The following is a 25,011-nucleotide window of genomic DNA, read 5'->3' as shown; positions in this document are numbered from 1 at the left end:
CCGTCGCCTTCTAGTGCTTGAGCAGGTTCGCGTCATCGAGCGACGCCGACCTGCGGGTTCGGAAGATCTGCATGATGATCGCGAGGCCCACGACCACCTCGGCGGCGGCCACGACCATCACGAAGAAGGCGACGACCTGCCCTTCGATGTCTCCGTGCATCCGGGCGAACGCGACGAACGCCAGGTTGCAGGCGTTGAGCATGAGCTCCACGCACATGAAGACGATGATCGCGTTGCGTCGGACGAGGACGCCGACCGCGCCGATGGTGAACAGGAGCGCGGCGAGGACGATGTAGTTCATCGGGTCCACGTGGACTCGACCTCCTGCCCGTTGCCGTTCTCTTCGCCGTCCGGTTCGGAGGCGGTCCCTTCCCGTTCAGCGGGCCGGGCTTCCTCGTCGGCGACCGGCTCGCTCTCCTTGGAGCCGGCCGAGTCCGAGGCACCGCCGGGAAGGGCGGCGCGTCCGCTCCGGGCCTCGCTCGGGACGCCCGACTGGAGTTCGGGGTCGCGGGCGGCCAGGACCGGGTTGACGGAGAGCTGGGAGACCGTGCCGTCCGGCAGCAGCGCGGGCATGTCGATCGCGTTGTGCCGGGCGTAGGTGCCGGGTCCGGGCAGCGGGGTCGCGTGGTCGCCGCGGATGCGGTCCTCGGACATCTCCCGCTGGGTGCGGCGCTTGCCGGTGCGGGCGGTGTGCGCGAGCACCATGGCGCCGAGCACCGAGGTGATCAGCAGCGCGGCGGTGGCCTCGAAGGCCACCACGTAGCGCAGGATCAGCTCGCTGGCGATCCACGGGATGGTGCCGCCGACCGGGGCTGCCGCGGCGGCGATCCCGGCCGGGTCGCCCACGACGATGCGGGTGATCCCGGTGGTCAGGGCGCCGACGAAGCAGATCGCGACGATCGCGGTCATGAGCCGCTGTCCGCGCAGGGTCTCCACCAGGGAGTCCGCGGAGCTGACGCCCACGAGCATCAGCACGAACAGGAACAGCATGAGCACGGCGCCGGTGTAGACGACGATCTGCACGACCATCAGGAACGGCGCTTCGTTGATGCCGTAGAAGATGGCCAGGCCCACCATGGACAGGGCCATCGACATCGCCGAGTGCACGGCCTTGCGGGAGAAGACCACGCCCAGGGCTCCGAGCACGACGATCGTGCCCAGGATCCAGAAGACGGTGGCCTCACCCGAGCCGATCGGGGCCGCGGCGGCCAGGCTCAGCGCGGGGGACTGTGTCGCTGGAACGGGGAAGGCGAGCGGGTTCAACGGGCCGCCTCCGTGTTCTCCGGACGGTCCTGCGTCCCGTGCTCACCGCGCCCGGTGGCGTAGTAGTCCAGGTCGCTGTCGCCGAGCCGCATCGGGTGCGGCGGCTGCTCCATGCCCTCGCGCAGCGGGGCGAGCAGCTGCTCCTTGGTCCAGATCAGGCTCTGCCTGCTGTCGTCGGCCAGCTCGTACTCGTTGGTCATGGTCAGGGCCCGGGTCGGGCAGGCCTCGACGCACAGACCGCACAGGATGCACCGCAGGTAGTTGATCTGGTAGACGCGCCCGTAGCGTTCGCCGGGCGAGTACCGGTCGTCCTCGGTGTTGTCTCCCGCCTCCACGTAGATGGCGTCGGCCGGGCAGGCCCAGGCGCACAGTTCGCACCCGATGCACTTCTCCAGGCCGTCGGCCCACCGGTTCAGCTGGTGCCGTCCGTGGAAGCGCGGCGCCGTGGGGCGCTTGACCTCCGGGTACTCGACGGTGGGCACCTTCTTGAACATCGTGTGGAAGGTGACACCGAAACCCTTGACGGGGTTGAGCCACTCAAGCACCGGTAACCTCCCCCTTCTTCTGGTTGCGTTCGGCGGTGGCGGCCGAGGCCGTCCGCGACGGTTCGGCGAGCACGCTGCTGCCGTAGTGGGCGGCGGTGCTCGGCGGCACCGGGAACCCGCCGAAGGAGGGTTCCCGGTGGGCGCGGCGCGCGTTCTCGGCGCGCTGTCGGGCCTCCTCCGCGCGCTCTCGGCGCACGAAGCGGACCCAGGCTGCGATGGCCGCGATCGTGGCGACGGAGAAGCCCGCGACCACGGCGGCGATGATCGCCGGGTGTGCCTCGTCGATGACGAGCATGCGGACGACGGCCACACCGGTGATCCACACGAGCTGGATCGGGATGAGGACCTTCCAGCCGAGCTTCATGAGCTGGTCGTACCGGACGCGCGGGAGGCTGCCGCGGGCCCAGATGAACAGGAACATGACGGCCACGAACTTGAGCAGCCACCACAGGGCGGGCCACCAGCCCTCGTTGGCGCCGGGGAAGATCGCGGTCATCCCGGGCGGGGCGTACCAGCCGCCGAGGAAGAGCGTCACGGACACCGCGGCGACGGTGCACATGTTCACGTACTCCGCGAGGAAGAACATCGTGAACTTCATGGACCCGTACTCGGTCATGAAGCCGCCGACGATCTCGCCCTCACCCTCGGCGAGGTCGAACGGGAGCCGGTTGGTCTCACCGACCATCGTGACGAGGTAGATGAGGAAGGAGGGCAGGAGCAGCACCGCGAACCACAGGTTCTCCTGGGCGGCGACGATGCCTGAGGTGGTGAGCGTGCCCGCCATGATGAAGACCGCGACGAACGACAAACCCATCGCGATCTCGTAGCTGATCACCTGGGCGGAGGCGCGCAGGCCGCCGAGCAGGGCGTACGGGGACTGGGAGGCCCAGCCGCCGAGCACGAAGCCGTAGACGCCGAGCGCGGCGGTGGCCAGGACCAGCAGGGCGGCGATCGGCAGGTCGGTGAGCTGCAGCGGGGTGATGACCCCGAACATGTTCACCTCGGGCCCGATCGGGATGACCGAGAAGGCGATGAACGCGGGGACGGCCGCGATGATCGGGGCGGCGATGTAGACGAACCGGTCCACCCCGCGCGGGATCAGGTCCTCCTTGAGGGAGAGCTTGATGCCGTCGAACAGGGACTGGAGGAGGCCGAAGGGCCCCATCCGGTTGGGTCCGTGGCGCTGCTGCATCCGGCCCATGACCTTGCGGTCGGCCATGATCATCATGAGCACGCAGACCATGAGGAAGGCGAAGATCCCCAGGGCCTTGATGGTGGTGATCCACCACGGGTCGTTCCCGAACATGCCCAGGGTGCTCTCCGAGGCCAGGTGGGCCACACGCGGATCGAGAGCGTCGGGGGTCACTGCTGCCTCCCGTTGGTGGTGGGCGCGGCCAGGGCGACCGTCTGCCCGGCGGTGCCGCCCAGGTCACGGCGGATGTCGCAGCCGTGGGCGTTGGCCGGGAGCCAGACGACCCGGTCGGCGATGTCGGTGACGACCACGGGGACGGTCACCGAGCCCCGCTCCCCCGTGACGCGGAGCGAACCGCCGTCGGGGACCCCGACCTCGTCGGCCGTGGCCTTGGACAGGTAGGCGCGCGGCTGGCGGGCGGTACCGGCGAGGTAGGGCTCGCCGTCCTCCATCCGGCCGGTGCCGAGCAGCTGCCGCCAGGTGGACAGGAGCGCCTGCCCCGGGGCGGGTTCGGGCAGCGGGACTGGCCGGACCGAGGGTCCGGCGGGCCGCTCCCCCAGCCACATGCCCAGCTCCAGCAGCTCCCCGTAGGCGCTGGCGGAGTCGGGCAGGCCCAGGTGGACGTCCATCTCGTCGGCGATCGCGGCCAGCACCCGCAGGTCCGAGAGGGCCCCGGGCACCTTGAGCGCGTCGCCGAAGGGCCGGTGGCGGCCCTCCCAGTTGACGAACGTGCCGGACTTCTCGGCCACGGCGGCCACCGGGAACACCACGTCGGCGCGGTCGGTGACGTCACTGGCGCGCAGTTCGAGGCTGACGATGAACGGCACCTTCGCCAGGGCCGCGCGGGCGGCCTCGGGGTCGGGCAGGTCGTCCAGCTCGACCCCGGCGATGACCAGGGCGTCGAGTTCACCGGCGGCGGCCGCGGCGATGATCGCGTCGGTGTCGCGGCCGGGGGCCTCCGGCAGTGAGCCGACGTTCCAGGCGCGGGCCACCTCGGCGCGGGCCGAGGCGTCGGCGACCGGACGGCCTCCGGGCAGCAGGCCCGGCAGCGCCCCGGCGTCGATCGCTCCCCGCTCACCGGCGCGGCGCGGCACCCAGGCCAGCCGGGCCCCGGTGCGTTCGGCCAGGGCCACGGCGGCGGTGAGCGCCCCGGGGACGGCGGCGAGCCGCTCGCCGACCAGGATGACGGCGCCCTCCTGGCCGATGGCCTCGACCACCTCGGGGTGCTCGGAGTCCAGGGCGTTGAGGACGCGGCCCTCGTCGCCGGGAACCGTGCGGACCAGGGTGCCCTTGGCCTTGGTCAGGCCCAGGCTGGCGTGCGAGGCGACGGAGTAGACCTTCAGCCGCCGTTTGCGCGCCCCCTTGCGCAGACGCAGGAACACCAGGGGGGACTCGTCTTCGGGTTCGAACCCGGCCAATAGGACGGCGGGGGCCTTCTCCAGTGCCGTGTAGTCCACGTCCACCGGGGTCCCGGCCACACGGGCGGCCAGGAAGTCGGCCTCCTCCTTCGAGTGCTCGCGGGCGCGGGCGTCCACGTCGTTGGTGGCCAGGGCCACGCGAGCGAACTTGGCGTAGGCGTAGGCGTCCTCGTAGGTGAGGCGCCCGCCGACCAGCACGCCCACGTTGCCGCGGGCGGCGGCCAGCCCCTGGGCGGCCGTGCTGATCGCCTCGGGCCAGGAGGCGAACTCCAGGGCCCGGGAGTCCTCGTCGCGCACCAGCGGGCGGGAGAGGCGGTCGGACTGGGTGGCGTAGGTGAACGCCCACCGGCCCTTGTCGCAGTTCCACTCCTCGTTCACCTGCGGGTCGTCGCCGGCCAGGCGGCGGGTGACCTTGCCCCGGCGGTGGTCGGTGCGCTGGGCGCAGCCGCCCGCGCAGTGCTCGCACACGCTGGGCGTGGAGACCAGGTCGAAGGGGCGCGAACGGAAGCGGTAGGCCGATCCGGTGAGCGCGCCGACCGGGCAGATCTGCACGGTGTTGCCGGAGAAGTAGGAGTTGAACGCCTCCCCCTCCGCGATACCGACCTGCTCCTGGGCGCCGCGCTCCATCAGCTCGATCAGCGGGTCACCGGCGATCTGCGCCGCGAAGCGGGTGCAGCGGGCGCACTGGATGCAGCGTTCGCGGTCCAGCAGCACCCCGGTGGAGAGCGCGATCGGCTTGGGGAAGGTCCGCTTGACGTCGATGAACTCGGACTCCCCCTGCCCGGTGGACATGGCCTGGTTCTGCAGGGGGCACTCGCCGCCCTTGTCGCAGACCGGGCAGTCCAGCGGGTGGTTGATCAGGAGGAACTCCATGATCCCGCGCTGGGCCCTCTCCGCCACCTCGGAGGTGAGGTGGGTGTTGACCACCATCCCCTCCATGACGGTGATGGTGCAGGAGGCCTGCGGCTTGGGCATCCCGCGCCCGTTGCCCATGTCGGGGATCTCCACCAGGCACTGGCGGCAGGCCCCGACCGGGTCGAGCAGCGGGTGGTCGCAGAACCGGGGGATCTGGATGCCGAGCAGCTCGGCGGCCCGGATCAGCAGGGTGCCCTTGGGGACCCGGATCTGGAAGCCGTCGATGGTGACGGTGATCAGGTCCTCGGGGGGCGGGGCGGGCGAGGACCCGCCCGAGGTGTTGGAGGTGACGGTCACTGGTTCCCTCCCTCTTCCGTGGTCGGCCGGTCCGCCCAGACGGTGGACCTGGAGTGGTCGAAGGGGCAGCCGCCCTTCTCGAAGTGGTCGACGTACTCCTGGCGGAAATACTTGATCGACGACATGACGGGGCTGGTGGCACCGTCGCCCAGCGCGCAGAACGAGCGGCCGAGCAGGTTGTCGCAGATCTGGAGGAGCTTGTCGATGTCGGCCTCGGTGCCCTCGCCGCGCTCCAGCCGGTCCAGGACCTGGACCATCCAGAAGTTGCCCTCGCGGCAGGGCGTGCACTTGCCGCAGGACTCGTGCGCGTAGAAGGCGATCCAGCGGCCGACTGCGCGGACCACGCAGGTGGTCTCGTCGAAGATCTGGAGCGCGCGGGTGCCGAGCATGGACCCGGCGGCGCCCACCGACTCGAAGTCGAGCGGGGTGTCCAGGTGCTCGTCGGTGAAGATCGGCGTGGACGAGCCGCCCGGCGTCCAGAACTTGAGCCGGTGCCCCTCGCGGATCCCGCCCGCCATGTCCAGGAGCTCGCGCAGGGTGATCCCGAGCGGCGCCTCGTACTGGCCGGGGTTGGTGACGTGCCCGGACAGCGAGAAGAAGCCGAAACCGGCGGACTTCTCGGTGCCCATGGACGTGAACCACTCGGCGCCGTTGGCTACGATCCCGGGGACGCTGGCGATGGACTCGACGTTGTTCACCACGGTGGGCGAGGCGTAGAGCCCGGCCACGGCGGGGAACGGCGGCTTGAGGCGGGGCTGGCCGCGGTAGCCCTCCAGGGAGTCCAGGAGGGCGGTCTCCTCACCGCAGATGTAGGCTCCCGCCCCGGCGTGCACGACCACGTCGAGGTCGAAGCCGCTGCCGAGGATGTCCTTGCCGAGCAGCCCGGCCGCGTAGGCGTCGGCGACCGCCTGGCGCAGGCGGCGGATGACGTGGACGACCTCGCCGCGCACGTAGATGAAGGCCTGGTTGGACTTGATCGCGTAGGAGGCGATCGCCACCCCCTCCACCAACACGTGCGGGTTGGCGAGCATGAGCGGGATGTCCTTGCAGGTGCCCGGCTCGGACTCGTCGGCGTTGACGACGAGGTAGCGCGGGTTGGGGTTGTCCTTGGGCAGGAACCCCCACTTCATCCCGGTGGGGAAGCCCGCGCCGCCGCGGCCGCGCAGGCCGGACTGCTTGACCAGGTCCACGATGGAGTCGGGGTCCATGGCCAGGGACTTGCGCAGCGCCTCGTAGCCGCCGGTGGCCCGGTAGCCGTCGATGGTGAAGGAGTCGGGGCGGTCCCAGTTCTGGGACAGGATCGGGGTCAGGGTGGTCACTTCGCGCCCTCCTCACCCTGAGTAGGAGCCGGAAGGTTGTTCGGGTCCGGTGCTTGCCAACCACGCTGCTGGGCCAGCTTGAGCCCGGCCAGCGACGGCCCGGCCGCCTGGACGCCCTCGCCCGCGCGGCCGTCGTCGAACCCGGCCAGCACACGCGAGGCCTGCTTCCAGGTGCACAGGCTGGCGGGGCCGCGCGTGGGCGCGACGTCCTTGCCCAGCCGCAGGTCGTCCACCAGCTGTTTGGCGGTGGCCGGGGTCTGGTTGTCGAAGAACTCCCAGTTGACCATCACGACCGGTGCGAAGTCGCAGGCCGCGTTGCACTCGACGTGCTCCAGCGTGACCTTGCCGTCCCCGGTGGTCTCCGCGTTGGCAACGTCCAGGTGCTCCTTGAGGGCGGAGAAGATCTCGTCCCCGCCCATCACCGCGCACAGGGTGTTGGTGCACACGCCCACCTGGTAGTCGCCGCCCGGTTCGCGGCGGTACATGGTGTAGAACGTGGCCACCGCCTTGACCTCGGCGAGGGTGATGTCCAGCTGGTCGGCGCAGAACTGCATGCCCTCCGCGCTGACGTGACCCTCCTCGGACTGCACCAGGTGCAGCAGCGGGAGCAGCGACGAGCGCGGCTTCGGGTAGCGGCTGATGATCTCCTTGGCGTCCTGTGCCAGACGCGCGACGACCTCGTCGGTGAAGACCCCGGGGGTCTCCGCCGTGCCTTCTTCTCGGTTGTTCTCGTTGTGTTCGCTCACCGGTCCACGCCTCCCATCACCGGGTCGATACTGGCCACGGCCGCGATGACGTCCGCCACCGTGCCGCCCTCGCACATGGCGGCGACGGCCTGCAGGTGCGTGAACGAGGGGTCGCGGAAGTGCACGCGGTAGGGGCGGGTGCCCCCGTCGCTGACGGCGTAGCAGCCGAGCTCGCCCTTGGCGCTCTCCACCGCCGCGTAGGCCTGGCCCGCGGGGACCCGGAAGCCCTCGGTGACCAGCTTGAAGTGGTGGATGAGCGCCTCCATCGAGCCGCTCATGATGTGCGCGATGTGGTCCGGGGAGTTGCCCAGGCCGTCCGGGCCCAGCGCCAGCTTGGCGGGCCAGCCGATCTTGGCGTCCTTGATCATCACCGGGCCGGGCTCCAGCTTGTCCAGGCACTGCTCGATGATCTTGAGGCTCTCGTCCATCTCGGCGATGCGCACCCGGTAGCGGGCGTACACGTCACCGCCGTCGGAGACCGGCACGTCGAACTCGTAGTTCTCGTAGCCGCAGTACGGCTTGGCCTTGCGCAGGTCCCAGGCCAGGCCCGAGGCGCGCACCAGCGGGCCGGTGATGCCCAGCGCCATGCAGCCGGGCAGGTTGAGGTAGGCGACGTCCTTGGTCCGGGCGAGGTAGAGCGGGTTCTCGTCCAGGAGCTTGCGCATGGTCTGGATGCGCTTGGGCATCTCCTTGAGCAGCTCCCGGACCTTGCCCACCGCGCCGGGCGGCAGGTCCTGCGCCACCCCGCCGGGCCGGACGTAGGCGTGGTTCATCCGCAGGCCCGTGACGAGCTCGAAGATGTCCAGGATCATCTCGCGCTCACGGAAGCCGTTGGTCATCACCGTGGTCGCGCCCAGCTCCATGCCGAACGTCGCCATGGCGACGAAGTGCGAGGCCATCCGGTTGAGCTCCATGAGCAGTACCCGGATGACGCTGGCGCGCTCGGGCACCCGGTCGGTGATGCCGAGCAGCTTCTCGACCGCCAGGCAGTACGCCGTCTCGTTGAAGAGCGGCGTGAGGTAGTCCATGCGGGTCACGAACGTGGTGCCCTGCGTCCACGTCCGGTACTCCATGTTCTTCTCGATACCGGTGTGCAGGTAGCCGATGACCACGCGGGCCTCGGTACAGGTCTCGCCGTCCAGCGTGAGGACCAGGCGGAGCACGCCGTGCGTGGACGGGTGCTGCGGTCCCATGTTGACGACGAGGCGCTCGGCGCTGGTGCCCTGGGCCTTCTCGATAACGTCGTCCCAGTCCCCACCGGAGGCGTCGATGTAGTCCTCGGTGACGGTCATGCCGTGCCTCCCTTCTGGAGTGGCCTTCGTGTGGCCGGTGTGGTGGCCGTGCGGATCACTGGGCGGGTCACTTGTAGGACCGCCGCTCGTCCGGCGGGGGCACCGTGGCGCCCCGGTACTCGACCGGGATGCCGCCCAGCGGGTAGTCCTTGCGCTGGGGGTGGCCGTGCCAGTCGTCGGGCATCTGGATACGGGTCAGCGAGGGGTGGCCGTCGAAGATCAGCCCGAAGAAGTCCCAGGCCTCGCGTTCGTGCCAGTCGTTGGTCGGGTAGACCGACACGATCGACGGGACGTGCGGGTCGGCGTCGGGGCAGGTCGTGCAGACGCGGATCTCGCTGTTGTGGGTGATCGACCGGAAGTGGTAGACCGCGTGCAGCTCGCGCCCGACGTCGTCGAGGTAGTGCACCCCGACCACGCCCGTGCACAGCTCGTAGCGCAGGGCCGGGTCGTCGCGCAGGACGCGGGCCAGCTCCAGCAGTGCCTCGCGACGCACGTGGAAGGTGATCTCGCCGTGGGCGATCTCCACCCGCTCGACCTCGCCCTCCTTGCCGATCGCCGTGAGGGCCGCCTCCAGGTCGTCGGCGACCCGGTCGAAGTCCGCGGTGCGCGGGTCGTCGGGATCGGTGAAGGGGCGCCGGCTGTGGACGGGAGCGCTCCCCCGTACCTGGAGGCCACCGAAACCGGAGGTGTCTCCCGATGTGCCGGCGCCGAACATGCCGGTGCGCTTGACCGGTGCAGCCAAGCGCTCGCGGCCGAGCTGGTCGGGAAGGTTCTCCGCCGCCTCGTCGCGCTCGTTCTCGTTGCTCATGATCAGTCCTTGGTCACCAGGGGCAGCGAACGGCGGAGCATGCGCTCCTCGGTCTCGGTGATCTCCTGCTCCCGGTGGGCGCCGAGCTTGGTGTTCTGCACCTTGTCGTGGAGCTTGAGCACGGCGTCCAGGAACATCTCCGGCCGCGGCGGACAGCCGGGCAGGTAGATGTCGACCGGCACGATGTGGTCGACGCCCTGGACGATCGCGTAGTTGTTGAACATGCCGCCGCTGGAGGCGCACACGCCCATCGCGATGACCCACTTGGGCTCGGGCATCTGGTCGTAGATCTGGCGCAGGACGGGGGCCATCTTCTGGCTCACGCGTCCGGCGACCACCATCAGGTCGGCCTGGCGCGGGGTGGCGCCGAACTTCTCCATACCGAACCGGGCGAGGTCGTAGTGGGGGCCGCCGACGGACATCATCTCGATGGCGCAGCAGGCCAGGCCGAACGTGGCGGGCCACATCGAACTCTTGCGGGCGAGCCCGACGACCTGTTCGACCGTGGTGAGCGCGACTCCGGCCGGCAGTTTCTCTTCGATTCCCATCAGCTGCGAACCTCCTCCGGGCTGGGCGGCTGGGTATGGCGTGTCTGTGTTCGGGGGGTGGCGGTCAGTCCCATTCGAGGCCTCCGCGGCGCCACTCGTAGGCGTAGGCGATGGAGACGTTCACCAGGAAGAGGATGATCGCGATGACGCCGAACCAGCCCAGGGCGTCGAAGTGCACCGCCCACGGGATGAGGAAGATGATCTCGATGTCGAAGATGATGAACATCATCGCCGTCATGTAGTACTTGACGGTGAAGCGTCCGCCGCCCGCGGGCTGCGGGGTGGGTTCGATACCGCACTCGTAGGCCTGCATCTTGGCCCGGTTGTACCGCTTGGGGCCCATGACCGCACCGGCGACCATCGACAACACGACGAACGCGGCGCCGATCCCACCGAGCACGAATATCGGTGTGTACAGCTCCACGGCTCACCCTCCTCCGCTGAATGGCTGGTCGGGGTGCGCGACCGGCAGTCTTGTGAACGTTTTCACGTGGCTTCTCTCGGCTCTTCCCGAAATTCCTTGTGGTGCGGCCGGACCGCCGTCGGCGAAATGCCCCGGCACGAATACCGGGGGACGCCGACGGTCCGGCCGCATGAGTTCTCCGCTATGCGGCGGGTGCCATCTTGGAGAGGCCGTTGATGACCCGGTCCATGGCGTCGCCCTTGCTCGGCTCGGTGAGGTTGGCGAGCATCTTCAGCACGAACTTCATGAGCGTGCGCTGGCGCAGTCCGTACTTGGTCGCGTACTTCATGAACTCGGGCTGGCCGATGACCTTCACGAAGTAGCGGCCGAGCGTGTAGTAGCCGCCGTAGGTGTCCGCGAGGACGTCCGGGTAGCGCAGCAGCGCCCGTTCACGGGTCTGCTGGGTGGTGCGGCCGTGCGCCTGCACGATCACGTCGGCGGCGATCTGCCCGGCCTCCATGGCGTAGGCGATGCCCTCGCCGTTGAAGGGGTTGACCATGCCGCCCGCGTCGCCGACCAGCAGCAGGCCGCGCGCGTAGTGCGGGACCCGGTTGAAGCCCATCGGCAGCGCCGCGCCGAGGATCTTGCCCTTCTGGTTCGCCTCGGTGAAGCCCCACTCCTCGGGCATCGACTCGGTCCACCGGCGCAGCAGCTTGCGGTAGTCCGTGTCCTGGAAGGAGGCGGTGGAGTTGAGGATCCCCAGGCCGACGTTGCTGGTGCCGTCGCCGACGCCGAAGACCCAGCCGTAGCCGGGCAGGAGGACGTCCTTGTCGCCGCTCTTGTCCCACAGCTCCAGCCAGGACTCCAGGTAGTCGTCCTCGTGGCGGGGGCTCTCGAAGTAGGTGCGCACGGCCACGCCCATGGGGCGGTCGTCGCGCTTGCGGATGCCCATGGCCACGGAGAGCCGGGAGGAGTTGCCGTCGGCGGCCACGACCAGCGGCGCCCGGTAGGTCACGGGTTCGCGGTCGGCGTTCTTGGCCTGGACGCCGACGATGCGGTTGCTGCGCTCGTCCATGAGGGGGCCGGTGACGTTGGTCCGCTCCAGGAGCTTGGCCCCGGCGGACACGGCCCGGTTGACCAGGATCTGGTCGAAGTCGAAGCGGGTGCGGACGAGCCCGAACCCGGGGTAGGCCGCGAGGTCGGGCCAGGGAAGTTCGAGGCGCACGCCCGCGCCGACGATGCGCAGGCCGTGGTTCTTGATCCACCCCTCGTCCTCGAAGGTGACCCCCATGGCGGTGAGCTGTTTCACCGCCCTCGGGGTGAGTCCGTCGCCGCAGACCTTCTCCCTGGGGAAGGAGGTCTTCTCCAGGAGCAGGACGTCGAGTCCGGCCTGGGCAAGGTAGTAGGCGGTGGTGGAGCCAGAAGGGCCAGCGCCGACGACGATGACGTCGGCGTCGTACTCGATCCGTTCCCGGCCTCTGGGAGAGGAGGTGGCTGTCTCGCTCACGGATGTGTCCTCGACTACTCGCGCGGTACGCCGTGGCGGGTCAGTGCGGGATCGACCCGCTCACGGGGGTGTTATGGGGCGGTTAGGGACTTCCGACATATCCGACATGGGTCTTGTGGTATATGCCTCGCGCGCTTGTGAAGCACTTCACAAGCCTCTTTTCCGCAGTCTAGACCCTCCCGAGCCGCGAGGCGACCCCCGGGGTACCTTCTTCGGCAAATCGGATATAGAACCCATAAGCCTCCAGACACCCCCCAAAGCCGTCACTCGGCACCAAAAGCCCAGCTGGCGGCACCCCTGGGGAACAAGTGACTCACGAGTAACAAGAAAAGCCCCGAGGAACAGATCGTTCCTCGGGGCTTGAGTGCTTTTTAGCTTAAAGTGAAGGTTTTTGCCTTATGGGCGCTATGTCTGATTTTACTTTTCGCGGAAGCCGCGGTGGAGGGCCACCGTGCCCAGCGTCAGGTTGCGCCACGCGACCCGCGACCACCCGGCGCCCTGGAGGTACCTGGACAGCTCGGCCTGGTCCGGCCAGGCCATGATCGACTCCGACAGGTAGTCATAGGCCTCGCTGCGCCCGGAGAAGGCCCCGGCGATCTTCGGCAGCGCCGCCATCAGGTACGTGGAGTAGAGCTTGTCCACGAACTCCACCGGGATGTGGCTGAACTCGCAGATGACCAGTCGGCCGCCGACCCTGGTCACCCGCAGCAGCTCCCGCAGTGCCTGGTCCACGTCGGCGACGTTGCGCAGACCGAAGGAGATGGTGACGGCGTCGAAGGTCTCGTCCGCGAAGGGCAGCGAGAGCGCGTCCCCGGCCACGAAGGTCACCCCGCCGCGCGAGGCGCCGCCCCGGCGCCGCGCGCCGTTCTGGAGCATGCCCAGCGAGAAGTCGCAGGCGATCACCCGCGCGCCCTTCCTGATGAAGGACTCCGAGGATGTGCCGGTGCCCGCGGCGAGGTCCAGCACCAGTTCACCGCTGTGCGCGTCGACCGCGTCGACCACGGCACGTCGCCAGACGCGGTCCTGGCCGAGCGAGATGACGTCGTTGACGAGGTCGTAGTTCTCTGCGATGCCATCGAACATCGCGGCGACGTCCTGGGGCTTCTTGTCGAGCTTCGCGCGGGTCATGGCAACAGCCTAAGGGGGGCCGGACATCGGTGCGGACCGGGCTCGACCAGGGGACATCTCATTACTCGGAGTAATTGAACAACAACCGCATGCAATAATGGAGCTTCCGAAACCACCCCGCCGCGTGCCCGAGGAGAGACCCGTGAAACCGGCCCGATCGCTCGTCGCCCTGACGATGAGCTCTCTGCTCCTGCTTCCGCTGGGGGTCGCGACCACAGCACCGGCCTTCGCGGCCCCGCACCAGGGTGTGGTCAGCGAGCAGCCCGTGCAGTGGACGCCCCACGTCCTGGACGGGGCGATCAAGGACATCCTCCGTATCGGCGACACCGTCGTGGTGGCCGGGGAGTTCAACCGCGTGTCCGACGCCGACGGGAACCGCACCCACAACCGGCGCAACCTGTTCGCCTTCCGGCACGGCAGCGGGGAGCTGCTGTCGAACTTCACCCCCCGGGTGGACGGCACCGTCACCTCGTTGGCGGAGGGGCCGGACGGTTCACTGATCCTCGGCGGCCACTTCCGCCAGATCAACGGCAAGATCAGCCGGGGCCTGGCCCGGATCGACGCCGCCACCGGGCAGAACGTGCCCGGCTTCGACGCGTCCGTGGACAACGGGAACGTGTACCGGCTCGCCAGCGACGGCAGCGACGTCTACCTCGGCGGGAACTTCCCCGGGGTGAACGGCCAGAGCCGTGCGGGCCTGGCCCGGATCGACGCCACCACCGGGCAGCTGGACCCGGACTTCACCCCGACCGTCTCCGAGCAGCGCCGGGGCAGCCTGAAGGTGCAGGAGCTCGCGCTGAGCCCGGACGGGAGCCGGTTGGTCATCAACGGCACCTTCACCAAGGTCGACGGCCGGGACCGCTACCAGATCGCGATGATCGACACCGCGGCCGGAGCGCTCACGCCCTGGTCGACCTCGGCCTACGAGGCGCCCTGTGACTACTCGGCGATGCAGACGTACATGCGGCAGATGGACTTCTCCCCGGACGGCTCCTACTTCGCCGTGGTGACCGCGGGCGGTCCGCGGATGAAACCCGGCCTGTGCAAGTCCACGGCTCGCTTCGAGAACAACGACGCCGCGGACTCCGCGCCCACCTGGACCAACCTGACCGGTGGGGACTCGCTGTACTCGGTCGAGGTCACCTCGTCCGCCGTCTACGTCGGCGGCCACCAGCGCTGGATGGACAACGAGCAGGGCGCCCACCACCCGGGTCCGGGTTCGGTCGCCCGTGAGGGCATCGCCGCGGTGGACCCGCGGACCGGCCGGGCCCTGCCCTGGAACCCTGGCCGTTCGCGCGGCCACGGGGTGGAGGCCCTGCACGCGACCTCCGACGGCCTCTACGTCGGCAGCGACACCGACCGCCTGGCCGACGCCTACCACGCGCGGCTGGGCATGTTCCCAACCTCCTGAGGCCCGCGCAGCACAGTCTTGACGGGGCCCTGACGGGGTGGTGTCCGCCGCTGGCGGGGCCACCCCGTTCGTCATTCCTACTTCCTGGTGCCCTCGGCCTCGGGGGCTTCTTCGCCGGCCTTCTCGGCGGACTCCGCGGCCTTCTCGGCCTCCCGGGCGGGCTTCTCGCCGTTCCTCTCCGTCTCGGCTGCGGCGGCGGCCTCGGCCTCCTGCGCGCGCAGGAGCTCGTCCTGGATCTCGTCCTCCCGGGCGGCGCCGCCGACCAGGCGGCTGCCCACCGCCTTGTCCTGCTTCTCGCGCTTGTTCGACCAGTCGACCACCGAGGCCGACATCTGGTCGCGCCACTTGGAAAGGAGAACGTAGGAGGCGAGACCGCTGATCACCCACGCGAGAATCAACGCGATCCACGACCGCGCGCCGAACAGGTAGACCACTCCGAAGGCGCCCGCGAAGAGCGCCAGTCGGGCGGCGGTATAGGTCAGCCAGCTACGCATCAAAAAGCCTCACAACAGACGTTTACCTGCACTAGATTGGGCAGCGCACCCATCCACGCACGTTCACGCACGTGGGCGGCCGAGTCGTGTGACAGCGGTCGAAGGGGTGGCGTCCCGCATCAGGCAGCCTTACCTCCAGGTTAAGGGCCTGTCCGCGCGGGTGCGCACCAGGGCGGGGTGTGTCCCTCCGCAGGCCAGGCAGGGCACGATCGGCATCGGATTCAGATAGTCATGGGATGTTTCCAATCCCGACAGCAGGGCCTGAACATCACGTTCCGATCACATATCTCCCACTCATCCCCCGAACACCGCAATTTCTCCGAAAACTAGGGAGGAAACGGACCAACTCGTGCACACTAGGGGATCAAACGCCCGCCGCCCCCTCAGTCCAGGCGGGCACGATTAGGGGGAATGTGAAGGTGGAACGAGCAAGCGAACGCCTGTTGACCCCCGGGGAAGTGGCCTCACTCTTCCGGGTTGATCCCAAGACCGTCACGCGCTGGGCCGCCTCCGGGCGGATCAGCAGCATTCGGACCCCCGGCGGACACCGCCGTTTCCGGGAGTCCGAGGTACGCGCCCTGCTGCTCGGGGAACCGAGCGAGAGCACTACCTGACACACGTTCAGCACGCCCTCTACGGCCCCGGGCCCGAAGATCCGCGGGGTCTCCCGCACCCCTGGGCCGGTGTCCCCGGCTGTGAGGAGTCGACAGCAAGAGTAGGCTGGAACCATGGTGTGGCTCAGTGGCCTGATCGGACTGGTATCGGTCGTTCTATGGGTGTACGCGTTCTTCGACGCGCTCACCACCCCTGCCCAGGAGGCCCGTAACCTCCCGAAAGTGCTGTGGCTGGTCGTCATCGCGCTGTTCATGCCCGTGGGATCGATCCTGTGGCTCTTCCTCGGCCGCCCTCGCAAGCCCGCCTCCGTCCTGGGCAACGCGTCCTCTCCGGCTGAGGCCGCCGCGTCCATCGACGACCTTGACCCGTCAGACTTCGCCAAGCCCTCCGACAGCCCGCACCCGCTGGGGCCGGACGACGATCCCGACTTCCTCCGGAACATCAACCGGCGGATCGACCCGGAGGACTGACCCGCGGGCCGGGGCCGCACCGCGGTTCGCGGTGGTCGGCAGCAGACAGACATGACGGTGGGGCCGTACCCGGGGACACAGGGGTAGGGCCCCACCGCTGTTTCCGGCCGCTCCACCGGAATCCCGTACCGACGGTCGCCTACAGGCGCCCGGTACCCACCTCCCGCGGCAGCCCGCGCACCGCGTGCACCGGCTCCGCCTCGGCGGTGAACTGTGGCACCCAGGTGAGCTCGGTGCCCAGCGTCCGGTCCGGGAACAGCGCGTTGTGCTCGGCGACCAGGTCCACCGGGTTCAACCGGCCCTTGCCCTCGCTCAGCAGCACGTTGCCCCGCTCCACGATGTCCGTGCCGCCCCAGTTGTACAGCAGCTCACCGGCGCCGATCCCGTCGTGCAGGTCGAAGATGTTGTTCTCCGCGTACAGGTGCGACTCCACGCCGACGCCCAGGCTGTAGCCGAAGTGGTCCGGGTCGCGGACCGTGTAGTAGTTGTTGTGCACGTGCACCTGGCCGTAGCGCACCCGGGGCGCCCGCTCCCCCAGCCCGTCGAAGTGGTTGTGCCGCCAGGTCACCCGCAGGTAGCCCCGGTCGGTGGTCCGGCCGTCGCTGTTGCCGAGCAGCATGGCCTTGTCGCGCCCGTCGAAGTGGTTCCGGGAGACCGTGACCAGGTCGGTCTCCCGCACGATGTCCAGCAGGCCGTCGTGCACCTCGTACTTGCGGCCGAAGTGCTCGGGCAGCTCCGTCCCGGGGTTGTCCCCGTCATTGAAGGTGTTGTGGTCCACCCACACGTTGGTCGCGCCGGAGACCTCCACCTGGTCGTACTCGGAGTTCCAGTTACCGCTGTCGCCGTCGCCGGGGTCCCAGCCGGGGAAGCAGTCGTGGGTGTCGGAGAAGGTCAGGTTGCGCAGGATGACGTTGTCGACGTCGTAGACCCGCAGGTTCACACCGGTCAGGACCGCGTCGTCGCCCAGGCCCAGGATCGTGGTGTTGGATCCGACCTCCACCCTGATCTGCGCTTCCTGCACGGCGGCCGAGGCGAGCCGGGCGTCCTCCAACGGGCCCTCCACGTCCTCCCAGCCCCACTCCTCGGGGTCGTAGGTCTCCAGGTACTCCTCCAGCGTGTACCCGTCCACGGCGTAGTCCGCGCAGGTCAGTGGAGTCCCGTCGGCGCTGGTGTTGGCGTCGATGGTGCCCTGGACGTAGACGATTCTGGGCGTGTCGTCGTCCTTGCCGCCGACCGCCGCGCGGAAGTCCTCGAAGGTGGAGACCACGTAGACGTCCTCCGGGGCGGCCTCGGAACCGCCCGTGGTTCCGTATCCGGCCGAGCCCCAGCCGTCGCCCTCGGGCAGGGTCTGGCGGCCGATACCGCGGGGGTCGGGATCGGGTTCGGCGGCGGCTGGTGTGAAGGAGGTGGCGGCCAACAGGACCGACCCGGCCAGGGCCAGCGCCAGGGTCGGGCGCGGGGTGGACCTACGCATGGGGGTTGCTCCTCGGGGGATCGGGGGGAAACACGGGGATCCAACGACAAACGTTTGCAAGAATCTCTCTGATCCACCGGGGAGCGTCAACCCTCCTCGGCGAAGTTCCGCTCGGAAAACCCTGGAAAAGCGGGCCTTCGATAGGACAGGATGACAAAAGCGGCAAGCTCGGAACGGATTCCGTGCAGCAAACGGTTGCTGCAACAGCACCGCATCAGCGAAACGGGGTACACGGGTGGCCGTCACCATCAGGGACGTGGCACGGGTGAGCGGGGTCCACGTCTCCACGGTCTCGCGGGCCTTCACCGCGGCCCACCTGGTCAACCCCGAGACCCGCGCCCGGGTCCTGGCCGCGGCGGAGGAGCTCGGCTACCGGCCCAACCGGGCCGCCCGGGCCCTGTCCACCCGGCGGACCGGCAACCTCGGTCTGATCGTGGCCGACATCGCCAATCCCTTCTTCCCCCCGCTGCTCAAGGCCGCCCAGGCCCAGGCCCGCGCCCGCGACTACCACGTGTTCATCGCCGACACCGACGAACAGTCTCGCGTGGAGGAGGAGTTGGTCCGCTCGATGGCCAAGCAGGTGGACGGCGCCGTCCTGGTCGCACCCCGGCTGACCAACACCGCCATCACCGCCCTCGCCGAGGAACTCCCGCTGGTCGTGGTCAACCGCCGACCGCCGGGCGTACCCGGGGTGCTGATGGACGTCGGTTCGGGCGCCCGCAAAGCCATGGAGCACCTGCTCGCCCTCGGACACCGCGAGATCGCCCTGCTCAGCGGCCCCGGCCGGGCCTGGACCAGCGGGGAGATCGAGCGCGCCGCCAACCGCGTCGCCGACGACCACGGGGTGCTGATCCAGCGGATCGGCCCCAACCCGCCCACCGAGGAGGGCGGCCGCGCCGCCGCCGAGGAGGTCGCGGCCAGCGGCGCCACCGCCGTCCTGGCCCACAACGACCTCGTCGCCTTCGGCCTGATCCGCCGGTCGGCCGAGCTCGGGCTGAGCGTCCCGGGCGACCTCAGCGTGGTCGGCGTGGACGACAGCCACCTGGCCCGGTACACCGCCCCCGCCCTGACCACGGTGCACATGCCGGTGGCCGAGGCCGGACGCGGCGCGGTCGACCTCCTCCTCCAGTCAGTGACCTCAGGCGGCTCCGCGGGCACGGTCTCCCTGGAGACCGCCCTGGTCGTCCGCGACTCGACCGCGCCACCCCCGGGAAATACGTCGGCCGCACCGCCCCCTGTGACAGGGGACGACGCGGCCGGGTGAGTTGGAGTGCGGGGTTAGGCGTAGGAGTGCAGGCCGCTGAACATGTAGTTCACGGCGAAGAAGTTGAACATGACGGTCAGGAAGCCGATCACGTTGATCCACGTCGCCTTGGGGCCGCGCCAGCCGCCGGTGGCGCGGGCGTGCAGGTAGGCCGCGTAGATGACCCAGGAGATGAAGGACCAGACCTCCTTGGGGTCCCAGCCCCAGTAGCGACCCCAGGCCTCGTCGGCCCAGATGGAACCGGCGATGACGCCGAAGGTCCACAGCGGGAAGGCGAAGAGGATGAAGCGGTGCGAGATGCGGTCGAGCAGCTCGGAGCTGGGCAGGCGCCCGGCGATACCGGCGACCTTCTCGCCCAGGGCCTTCTTCGCCTCGGCCCGGTGCGCCACGAGGTAGGTGATGCCCGCGACGCCGGAGACCATGAACGCGCCGCCCGCGATGATCAACGCGGTCACGTGGATGGGCACCCAGTAAGACTGCAGGGCCGGGATCAGCGGGCCCGGGTCGACGTACAGCCAGCGCACGCCGATGCCCAGCAGGATCAGCGTCGGAACCAGGACGAAGGCGCCGAGGAAACGGGCCTGGTAGCGCCAGGAGGCGTAGAGCAGACCGCCGACGGCCACCAGGCACATCGCCACGATGAACTCGAACATGTTGCCCCAGGGCCAGCGGCCCGCGGCGAGTCCTCGGGTGATGATCTGCGCGACGCCGAACAGGAAGCCGAGCGCGGTCACGCCCAGGGCGATCTTGCCGAGCACGCTCTGGGAGGCCTGGGCCTCGCCCTCGGTGGTGCGGACGTTGACCTCGATGTCGTCGTCCGCGCCCTCGGCGGCCCCCGCGCCCACGGGCATGAGGCGGCCGGCCTTGAGCTTGGTGCGTCGTCCGTAGGCGGCCTCGATGGCGAAGAGGAACAATGCGGCCGCATACGTCACGATCATCGCGATGATCAGCGTGTCACTGGCCGACGCCATGGCCTCGTCCACCGGTCCGGCGAGTGTGTACGTCACCGGTCACTCCCTTTTGTCGTCGACTCTGACGGGTCGGATGGTGTGTGGGGGTTGTCGTCCGACTCGTTCCGGAGCCGTCCGGCTAGCTGCTTGGTGATCTCGTGGAACTCGGTGTTGTCCCCGGCCGCCTCGGTCTTGCCGAGTCCGGCCAGTTCCACGCGGGTGCGTCCGTCCTCGCCCTCGGTGGCGCGTACCCACACCCGGCGGGGGCGCACGAACAGGGTGAGGAGCAGACCGGCGACGGCCGCGGTGGCCGCGCCCAGGGCTGGTAGACGGGCGGCGTCCCGATTGCTCTGCAAGGAGACGAAGTCCTTGACCCCGGTGAAGGTGATCGACCCCGAACCGTCCGGCAGCTCCCAGGTCTCACCCACCGCGAGCACCGGGGACTCCCCGATGTGCTCCATGCCGGCGGTCTGCAGCTGGTAGACCGACTGCGGCTCGACCATGCCCAGGTCACCCTTGTAGGCCTCCACGGTCACCATCGGGTTCTGCACTCCGGGAAAGGCCGAGACCAACTCGCCCTCAGGGTCCTCCATGGCGGTGGGCAGGAAGACCCCGACGAAACCGAGCTCCTCGCCGCCGGTGTCCGGAACCTTGACCACACCGTCGGAGATATAGGTCATGGTCTCGCGGTGCAGGAACGGGACCGCCTGGTCGAAGACGAGGTCGCCCTCGGCGTTGCGGACCTGGAACTCCGGAGCGTAGCCGTGGCCCAGCAGATAGACCTGGACACCGTTCACACTCAGCGGGTGGTTGACCTCCAGCGTGTGCTGCTGCTCGGGGGCATCCGCCCCTGCCCGGTAGCGGATGTCGGCCACGAACGACTCCGCCTGCCCCCGCAGTGAACCCTCCTCGATGAAGGTGGGTTCGAACTCCTCGAGATACATCGTGAAGGGCGCGAACTCGTCGGTATCGGTCCAGTGCCCGGGGTAGATGGCGTCGTAGGACGGCAGGGTGTTGGCGAAGCCGTCGCCCTCGACGATGAGCATGTTGCCGCGGTAGCCGAAGAAGGATCCGGCGGCTAGGGCGAGCAGCAGGGCCAGGAGCGCGAAGTGGAACAGCACGTTCCCTACCTCGCGCAGGTAGCCGGTCTCGGCGGAGACCGAGTCGCCGTACTTCTCGACCCGGTACCCCTTGAGGACCTTGCGGGCCTGCTCCAGAGCGGTCTCGGGTGCGGCGTCGGTGCTGAACCGGGCCACGTAGGGCATCCGGCCCAGGTTGCGCGGGGTGGTCACGGGACGTGCCCGGACCGCCTTGGCGTGCACCAGGGCACGCGGGATCACGCACCCGGCCAGGGAGACGAAGAGCAGCAGGTAAATCGCGGCGTACCAGGGCGATGAGAAGACGTCGAAGAGGTAGAAGCGGTCCAGCCAGGGCGCCAGTTCCGGGTTCTCTCGGAAGTAGGTGGCCACCTCGTCGACGCTGACCACGTTCTGCGGCAGGATCGAGCCGGGAATGGCACCGACCGCCAGCAGGAACAGCAGGATCAGGGCGGTGCGCATCGAGGTGAGGGTGCGCCAGATCCAGCGCCCCCAGCCCGCGAGGCCCAGGCCCTTGGGGCCCTTGGCGGCCCCGGAGTGCTGCGCGGCGGAGGGCTGTGCAGCGGAGGACTGGCCCTCGGTCGTGTTGTCCGGGTTCCCGGACGTGCTCGTGGTCAAGTCAGATCACCGTCGTGAAGTTGGCGGCCCAGCCCTGCATGGCGATGGTCATCTGCGTCCACAGGCCGGTGACCATGGTCAGGCCGACCAGGACGAGCATGACGCCGCCGATCACCGTGACGGTCCGGGTGTGGCGCTTGAGCCACCCGAACGCGTTCAGCGACCGCCGGTACAGCAGCGAGGCGACGATGAACGGCAGGCCCAGCCCGACGCAGTAGATGAGTGACAGGAGCATACCCCGGCCCGCGCCGCCCTCGATGAAGGCGAGCGTCTGAACCGCGGCCAGGGTCGGTCCGATGCACGGGGTCCAGCCCAGGCCGAACAGCACACCGAGCAGGGGCGCCCCGGCCAGTCCGGCACGGGGTAGCCGGTGGAAGCGGAACTCGCGGCCGAACCCCGGCATGAGGCCCATGAAGGCCAGACCGAGGACGATCGTGAGCGCACCGAGCACCCGGGTGATGGGGTCGGTGTAGTCCATGAGGACGTCGCCGAGCCAGCCGATGAACCCGCCCACCGCGATGAACACGAGGCTGAACCCGGCGATGAACAGGATGCTGCCGGTGACCATCGTCCAGCGGCGCTGGGCGAGTTCGGCGTCGATGTCGGCGACCGTGCTGGTGGCCGCGCCGGTGGACGCACCGCCTTCTCCGCCTTGGCTCTTGGCCGCCTCGGCCTGACACTCACGCACGTGGGAGCCGCTCATGCCGGAGACGTAGGACAGGTAGCCGGGCACCAGGGGGAGCACGCACGGGGAGAGGAAGGAGACCAGGCCGGCGGCCAGGGCCAGGGGCGCGGCGAGCAGGAGGGAACCGGTCAGGACGGTGGCGCCGATAGGATCCATCAGTCGTCGTCCCCGTCCGCGTAGGCGTCACCGGAATCGCCCGAGTCGTCAGCGTCGGCGTCATCCGAATCCTCGGCGTCCTCGCCGTAGCCCTCCTTCTCGGAGACTCGGGGGCGGTCCTCGGGGTCACCGAAGTCGAACTCCACTACCAGCGGGTCGAGGAGGCCGGTGAGCTGCCCGTAGGTGGTGGGGCCGATGACCCGGGCGGCGATGTTGCCGTCCGGGTCGATGACCAGGGTGCTGGGGATCGCGCGCGGCGGCACCGTGCCCCGGAAGGCCTGCGGGATCTCGCCGGGCTGGTCGTACAGGCTCGGGTAGAGCACGCCCTTGCTGTTCGTGTAGGCGATCGCGGCGGTCTCGTTGTCCTTGATGTTCACGCCGAGGAAGTCCACACCGAAGTCGCCGTACTCGGCGTGCACCTCGTCCAGGACGGGCTGCTCGGCCCGGCAGGGTCCGCACCAGCTGGCCCACACGTTGAGCACGAGGATCTCGCCCTCGTAGTCACTCAGGGAGAGCTCGTCACCGTCGAAGGTGGTCCCGGTGGTCGCCGGGGCGGCGTCGCGCTCCCCCGCCTCGAAGACGGTGGCGCTGCCGTCGCCGGAGATGAACCGGTCCTCTTCGCCGCCGGTCTGGATCTCGGTGCCCCCGGCGCAGGCCGACAGGGCGAGGACGGCGGCCAGTGCGGCCGACAGGCGCGGCACGGCACGGCGGCGTCGCGTACCTGTGCTGGTACAGGGCATCAAGGGGACCTCGCGAACCGGGTGTGAACAGGGCGGACTACAACAACGACAAAGTGTAGTAGATGCCCTGGAGCCCCCTCCGTCGACCCGGCACAAGAGCATGAGGTCCCGTTCACGGGGTGACGCTTGGCGAGGTGAGGGTTTCCCGGTGGGGGCGATGCTGGGGAATCATCGCCCCCCGGGTTGTCAGCGGACCGGGCACATGGCGTGTCGCCTCGCACCCTGGTCCGGCCTGGCCGTCAACCAGCCTCGACGAAAGCCTCGCGGAGGTAGTCGTGCACGGCACGTTCGGGGACCCGGTAGGAACGCCCCACACGAATCGCGGGGAGAACTCCCGAGTGCACCATTCGGTAAACGGTCATCTTGGACACACGCATGATCGTGGCGACCTCCGCCACGGTCAGGAACCTGACCTCTTCGAGAGGCGGCTTGCTCCCGTTCATCTTCCGACGCCCTCATTCCCGGACGTGAGCATTTGTCTACCCTTCAGCCCTGGCGTGCCGGGCGGTGGTCGAGCGACCCCGGAAAACCTGCACTCGTCCCACCGACACGCCAGCGTGTCATGCTGTCACTGCTGACACGTCCGTTTTCAGAGTAGAGCCGAGTTCCCTTCTGCGGAAGGTCGTTTGTGCCGTCTTCGGGGCTGTGCGTTGACTACGGGTCAGATGAGGTTTAACGGTGGGTATAAATGGTCGGCCCTGCTCAAAGAAGGCCCGCTCTGGCCAGAACGTAATCGCGCAGCGGGGCGTAGTCCTCCGGCAGATAACCATCGTCCAAAGGCACCGTGACCAGTAGTTTCCCCTCGTGTTCGGCGAGGAACAGCGCGGGGTCGTTGCAGTCGGCGAAGCCCACCGTGGGAACCCCCGCCTCCCCCGCCGCACCCGCGTATCCGTGGTCGGCGATGACCAACTGCGGCCATGGCTCGCCCCGCCCGGAGAGCTCGCCGAGAATCGCCCGCATGGCGAAGGGGTGGTGGCTGTGCCGGGGAAGGTGCCCGTCCGTCACCAGGGCGACGTCGCCCTTCCACACCACGATCCGGCGGTTGGGGGGCCGTTCCGTGGTCACCTCGTAGGAGTAGCCGCCGGCCGCGGTGACGACCGTGCAGCCGCGTCGGACCAGGGCGTCCTTCCAGGCTTGGTAGGTCTCCCGGAGGTTGCGGGGGTGGCCGGTGGCGAACATGACGCTCTCCCGGCGATCGGCCGCCAGCGCCAGCCGGTCGGCGAGGGCCTCCAGGGCGTCGATGGTCCGGTCGGGGTCGATCGTGTCGATCCCCCAGACGTACTCCTCGTCGCCCACCACACCGCAGCGCTTGTTCATCAGGGCGAGGACCTCGGAGACGGTCCAGTCGTGGGAGAAGGTCAGCCCGAACTGGTGGTACGGGTCCTTCTGCACGAGCCTCCGGTAGTGACGCAGGTTGTTCTGCCGTGGGGTGTCCACGTGCCCCGCGATCCCCGTGCGAACCAGATAGGTGATGAGTTCAGCGCGTGTCGGCGGCGTCACCTGCGTTCCCCTTCCTCGTCTGCGCGGCGAGCATGCGAAACGCCGCGCGACCACCACGACGTAGGCTCCTGTTCGCCCGGTATTCACCCCCTTCCTACCCGCTGAACGCGCGCCACGCGGCAATCGAGGAGATTTCACCAGGGTGTGATCAGAGCG

The 25,011-nt window shown here is 69.1% G+C and carries 25 protein-coding genes; 4 read left to right on the top strand and 21 right to left on the bottom strand.

From position 1 onward, the window contains the following. Window positions 1-10 precede the first annotated feature (10 nt). The 13 genes from nuoK to NE857_RS04685 form a co-directional block, all read right to left on the bottom strand. A complete protein-coding gene (nuoK, locus tag NE857_RS04745; RefSeq protein WP_017543069.1) occupies window positions 11-310 on the bottom strand; it encodes an NADH-quinone oxidoreductase subunit NuoK in 300 nt (99 codons plus the stop codon). Beyond that, a complete protein-coding gene (locus tag NE857_RS04740; protein WP_184368462.1) occupies window positions 298-1,263 on the bottom strand; it encodes an NADH-quinone oxidoreductase subunit J in 966 nt (321 codons plus the stop codon). Before NE857_RS04740 ends, nuoK begins: the two co-directional genes overlap by 13 nt. Then, window positions 1,260-1,808 carry an NADH-quinone oxidoreductase subunit NuoI gene (nuoI, locus tag NE857_RS04735; RefSeq protein WP_017578741.1) on the bottom strand — a complete coding sequence of 183 codons (549 nt, stop codon included), beginning with the start codon at window positions 1,806-1,808 and terminating at the stop codon, window positions 1,260-1,262. Before nuoI ends, NE857_RS04740 begins: the two co-directional genes overlap by 4 nt. Then, a complete protein-coding gene (nuoH, locus tag NE857_RS04730; protein ID WP_254421867.1) occupies window positions 1,801-3,114 on the bottom strand; it encodes an NADH-quinone oxidoreductase subunit NuoH in 1,314 nt (437 codons plus the stop codon). The genes nuoI and nuoH overlap by 8 nt, the downstream gene beginning before the upstream one ends. A 56-nt stretch (window positions 3,115-3,170) precedes the next feature. After that, window positions 3,171-5,630, bottom strand: a complete 2,460-nt coding sequence (locus tag NE857_RS04725) for an NADH-quinone oxidoreductase subunit G (RefSeq protein WP_254419957.1) — start codon at window positions 5,628-5,630, stop codon at window positions 3,171-3,173. Continuing rightward, entirely contained in the window at window positions 5,627-6,949 is a 1,323-nt protein-coding gene (gene nuoF, locus NE857_RS04720; protein WP_254419956.1) for an NADH-quinone oxidoreductase subunit NuoF, read from the bottom strand. Before nuoF ends, NE857_RS04725 begins: the two co-directional genes overlap by 4 nt. After that, window positions 6,946-7,695 (bottom strand): NADH-quinone oxidoreductase subunit NuoE, encoded by a 750-nt coding sequence (nuoE, locus tag NE857_RS04715; RefSeq protein WP_254419955.1) that lies wholly within the window; start codon window positions 7,693-7,695, stop codon window positions 6,946-6,948. Before nuoE ends, nuoF begins: the two co-directional genes overlap by 4 nt. Next, window positions 7,692-8,987: an NADH-quinone oxidoreductase subunit D gene (locus NE857_RS04710; protein WP_184368447.1), complete on the bottom strand. Its 1,296-nt coding sequence runs from the start codon at window positions 8,985-8,987 to the stop codon at window positions 7,692-7,694. Before NE857_RS04710 ends, nuoE begins: the two co-directional genes overlap by 4 nt. 67 nt (window positions 8,988-9,054) lie before the next feature. Continuing rightward, on the bottom strand, window positions 9,055-9,795 hold the full coding sequence (locus tag NE857_RS04705; protein ID WP_184368444.1) for an NADH-quinone oxidoreductase subunit C: 741 nt from the start codon (window positions 9,793-9,795) through the stop codon (window positions 9,055-9,057). Between the two features lie 2 nt (window positions 9,796-9,797). Next, window positions 9,798-10,343, bottom strand: coding sequence for a NuoB/complex I 20 kDa subunit family protein (locus tag NE857_RS04700; RefSeq protein WP_017578748.1), 546 nt, complete (start codon window positions 10,341-10,343; stop codon window positions 9,798-9,800). A gap of 64 nt (window positions 10,344-10,407) precedes the next feature. Continuing rightward, window positions 10,408-10,767: an NADH-quinone oxidoreductase subunit A gene (locus NE857_RS04695; RefSeq protein ID WP_017578749.1), complete on the bottom strand. Its 360-nt coding sequence runs from the start codon at window positions 10,765-10,767 to the stop codon at window positions 10,408-10,410. 181 nt (window positions 10,768-10,948) lie between these two features. Further along, a complete protein-coding gene (locus NE857_RS04690) occupies window positions 10,949-12,253 on the bottom strand; it encodes a geranylgeranyl reductase family protein (RefSeq protein WP_184368441.1) in 1,305 nt (434 codons plus the stop codon). Window positions 12,254-12,670: 417 nt separating this feature from the next. After that, window positions 12,671-13,381, bottom strand: a complete 711-nt coding sequence (locus tag NE857_RS04685) for a demethylmenaquinone methyltransferase (protein ID WP_184368436.1) — start codon at window positions 13,379-13,381, stop codon at window positions 12,671-12,673. Window positions 13,382-13,523: 142 nt separating this feature from the next. On the opposite strand from NE857_RS04685, the gene NE857_RS04680 reads away from it, so the two are divergent. Beyond that, the gene (locus NE857_RS04680; RefSeq protein WP_254419954.1) at window positions 13,524-14,792 is read left to right on the top strand and encodes a hypothetical protein; all 1,269 of its coding nucleotides are present in this window, start codon (window positions 13,524-13,526) and stop codon (window positions 14,790-14,792) included. A gap of 77 nt (window positions 14,793-14,869) precedes the next feature. On the opposite strand, the gene NE857_RS04675 is transcribed toward NE857_RS04680, so the two are convergent. Continuing rightward, window positions 14,870-15,286, bottom strand: coding sequence for a DUF4229 domain-containing protein (locus tag NE857_RS04675; RefSeq protein ID WP_254419953.1), 417 nt, complete (start codon window positions 15,284-15,286; stop codon window positions 14,870-14,872). Between the two features lie 413 nt (window positions 15,287-15,699). On the opposite strand from NE857_RS04675, the gene NE857_RS04670 reads away from it, so the two are divergent. Beyond that, window positions 15,700-15,900 (top strand): BldC family transcriptional regulator, encoded by a 201-nt coding sequence (locus NE857_RS04670; RefSeq protein ID WP_026116196.1) that lies wholly within the window; start codon window positions 15,700-15,702, stop codon window positions 15,898-15,900. 114 nt (window positions 15,901-16,014) lie between these two features. After that, complete coding sequence (locus NE857_RS04665) at window positions 16,015-16,371, top strand: PLD nuclease N-terminal domain-containing protein (protein WP_017578755.1); 357 nt, start codon at window positions 16,015-16,017, stop codon at window positions 16,369-16,371. Between the two features lie 139 nt (window positions 16,372-16,510). Here NE857_RS04665 and NE857_RS04660 read toward each other — a convergent pair whose 3' ends face one another. After that, window positions 16,511-17,845 carry a pectate lyase family protein gene (locus tag NE857_RS04660; RefSeq protein WP_184368424.1) on the bottom strand — a complete coding sequence of 445 codons (1,335 nt, stop codon included), beginning with the start codon at window positions 17,843-17,845 and terminating at the stop codon, window positions 16,511-16,513. Between the two features lie 235 nt (window positions 17,846-18,080). On the opposite strand from NE857_RS04660, the gene NE857_RS04655 reads away from it, so the two are divergent. Further along, window positions 18,081-19,109, top strand: a complete 1,029-nt coding sequence (locus tag NE857_RS04655) for a LacI family DNA-binding transcriptional regulator (RefSeq protein WP_184368421.1) — start codon at window positions 18,081-18,083, stop codon at window positions 19,107-19,109. Between the two features lie 14 nt (window positions 19,110-19,123). Here the strand turns inward: NE857_RS04655 and ccsB are convergent, their stop codons facing one another. The 6 genes from ccsB to NE857_RS04625 all read right to left on the bottom strand — a co-directional run bounded on the left by ccsB (window position 19,124) and on the right by NE857_RS04625 (window position 24,855). Then, window positions 19,124-20,116: a c-type cytochrome biogenesis protein CcsB gene (gene ccsB, locus NE857_RS04650; protein WP_254419952.1), complete on the bottom strand. Its 993-nt coding sequence runs from the start codon at window positions 20,114-20,116 to the stop codon at window positions 19,124-19,126. Next, the gene (resB, locus tag NE857_RS04645; RefSeq protein ID WP_376769957.1) at window positions 20,113-21,774 is read right to left on the bottom strand and encodes a cytochrome c biogenesis protein ResB; all 1,662 of its coding nucleotides are present in this window, start codon (window positions 21,772-21,774) and stop codon (window positions 20,113-20,115) included. Before resB ends, ccsB begins: the two co-directional genes overlap by 4 nt. 1 nt (window position 21,775) lies before the next feature. Next, on the bottom strand, window positions 21,776-22,615 hold the full coding sequence (locus NE857_RS04640) for a cytochrome c biogenesis CcdA family protein (protein WP_184368416.1): 840 nt from the start codon (window positions 22,613-22,615) through the stop codon (window positions 21,776-21,778). After that, a complete protein-coding gene (locus NE857_RS04635; RefSeq protein WP_254419951.1) occupies window positions 22,615-23,355 on the bottom strand; it encodes a TlpA family protein disulfide reductase in 741 nt (246 codons plus the stop codon). Before NE857_RS04635 ends, NE857_RS04640 begins: the two co-directional genes overlap by 1 nt. 239 nt (window positions 23,356-23,594) lie before the next feature. Further along, on the bottom strand, window positions 23,595-23,798 hold the full coding sequence (locus tag NE857_RS04630; RefSeq protein WP_013155995.1) for a helix-turn-helix domain-containing protein: 204 nt from the start codon (window positions 23,796-23,798) through the stop codon (window positions 23,595-23,597). A gap of 259 nt (window positions 23,799-24,057) precedes the next feature. Continuing rightward, window positions 24,058-24,855: a phosphatase gene (locus NE857_RS04625; RefSeq protein ID WP_184368413.1), complete on the bottom strand. Its 798-nt coding sequence runs from the start codon at window positions 24,853-24,855 to the stop codon at window positions 24,058-24,060. Between the last annotated feature and the right edge of the window lie 156 nt (window positions 24,856-25,011).

This window comes from Nocardiopsis exhalans, from assembly GCF_024134545.1.
Classification (GTDB): Bacteria; Actinomycetota; Actinomycetes; order Streptosporangiales; family Streptosporangiaceae; genus Nocardiopsis; species Nocardiopsis exhalans.
Note: the sequence above shows the minus strand (reverse complement) of the source record. Positions and strands in the feature narration are given on the sequence as shown.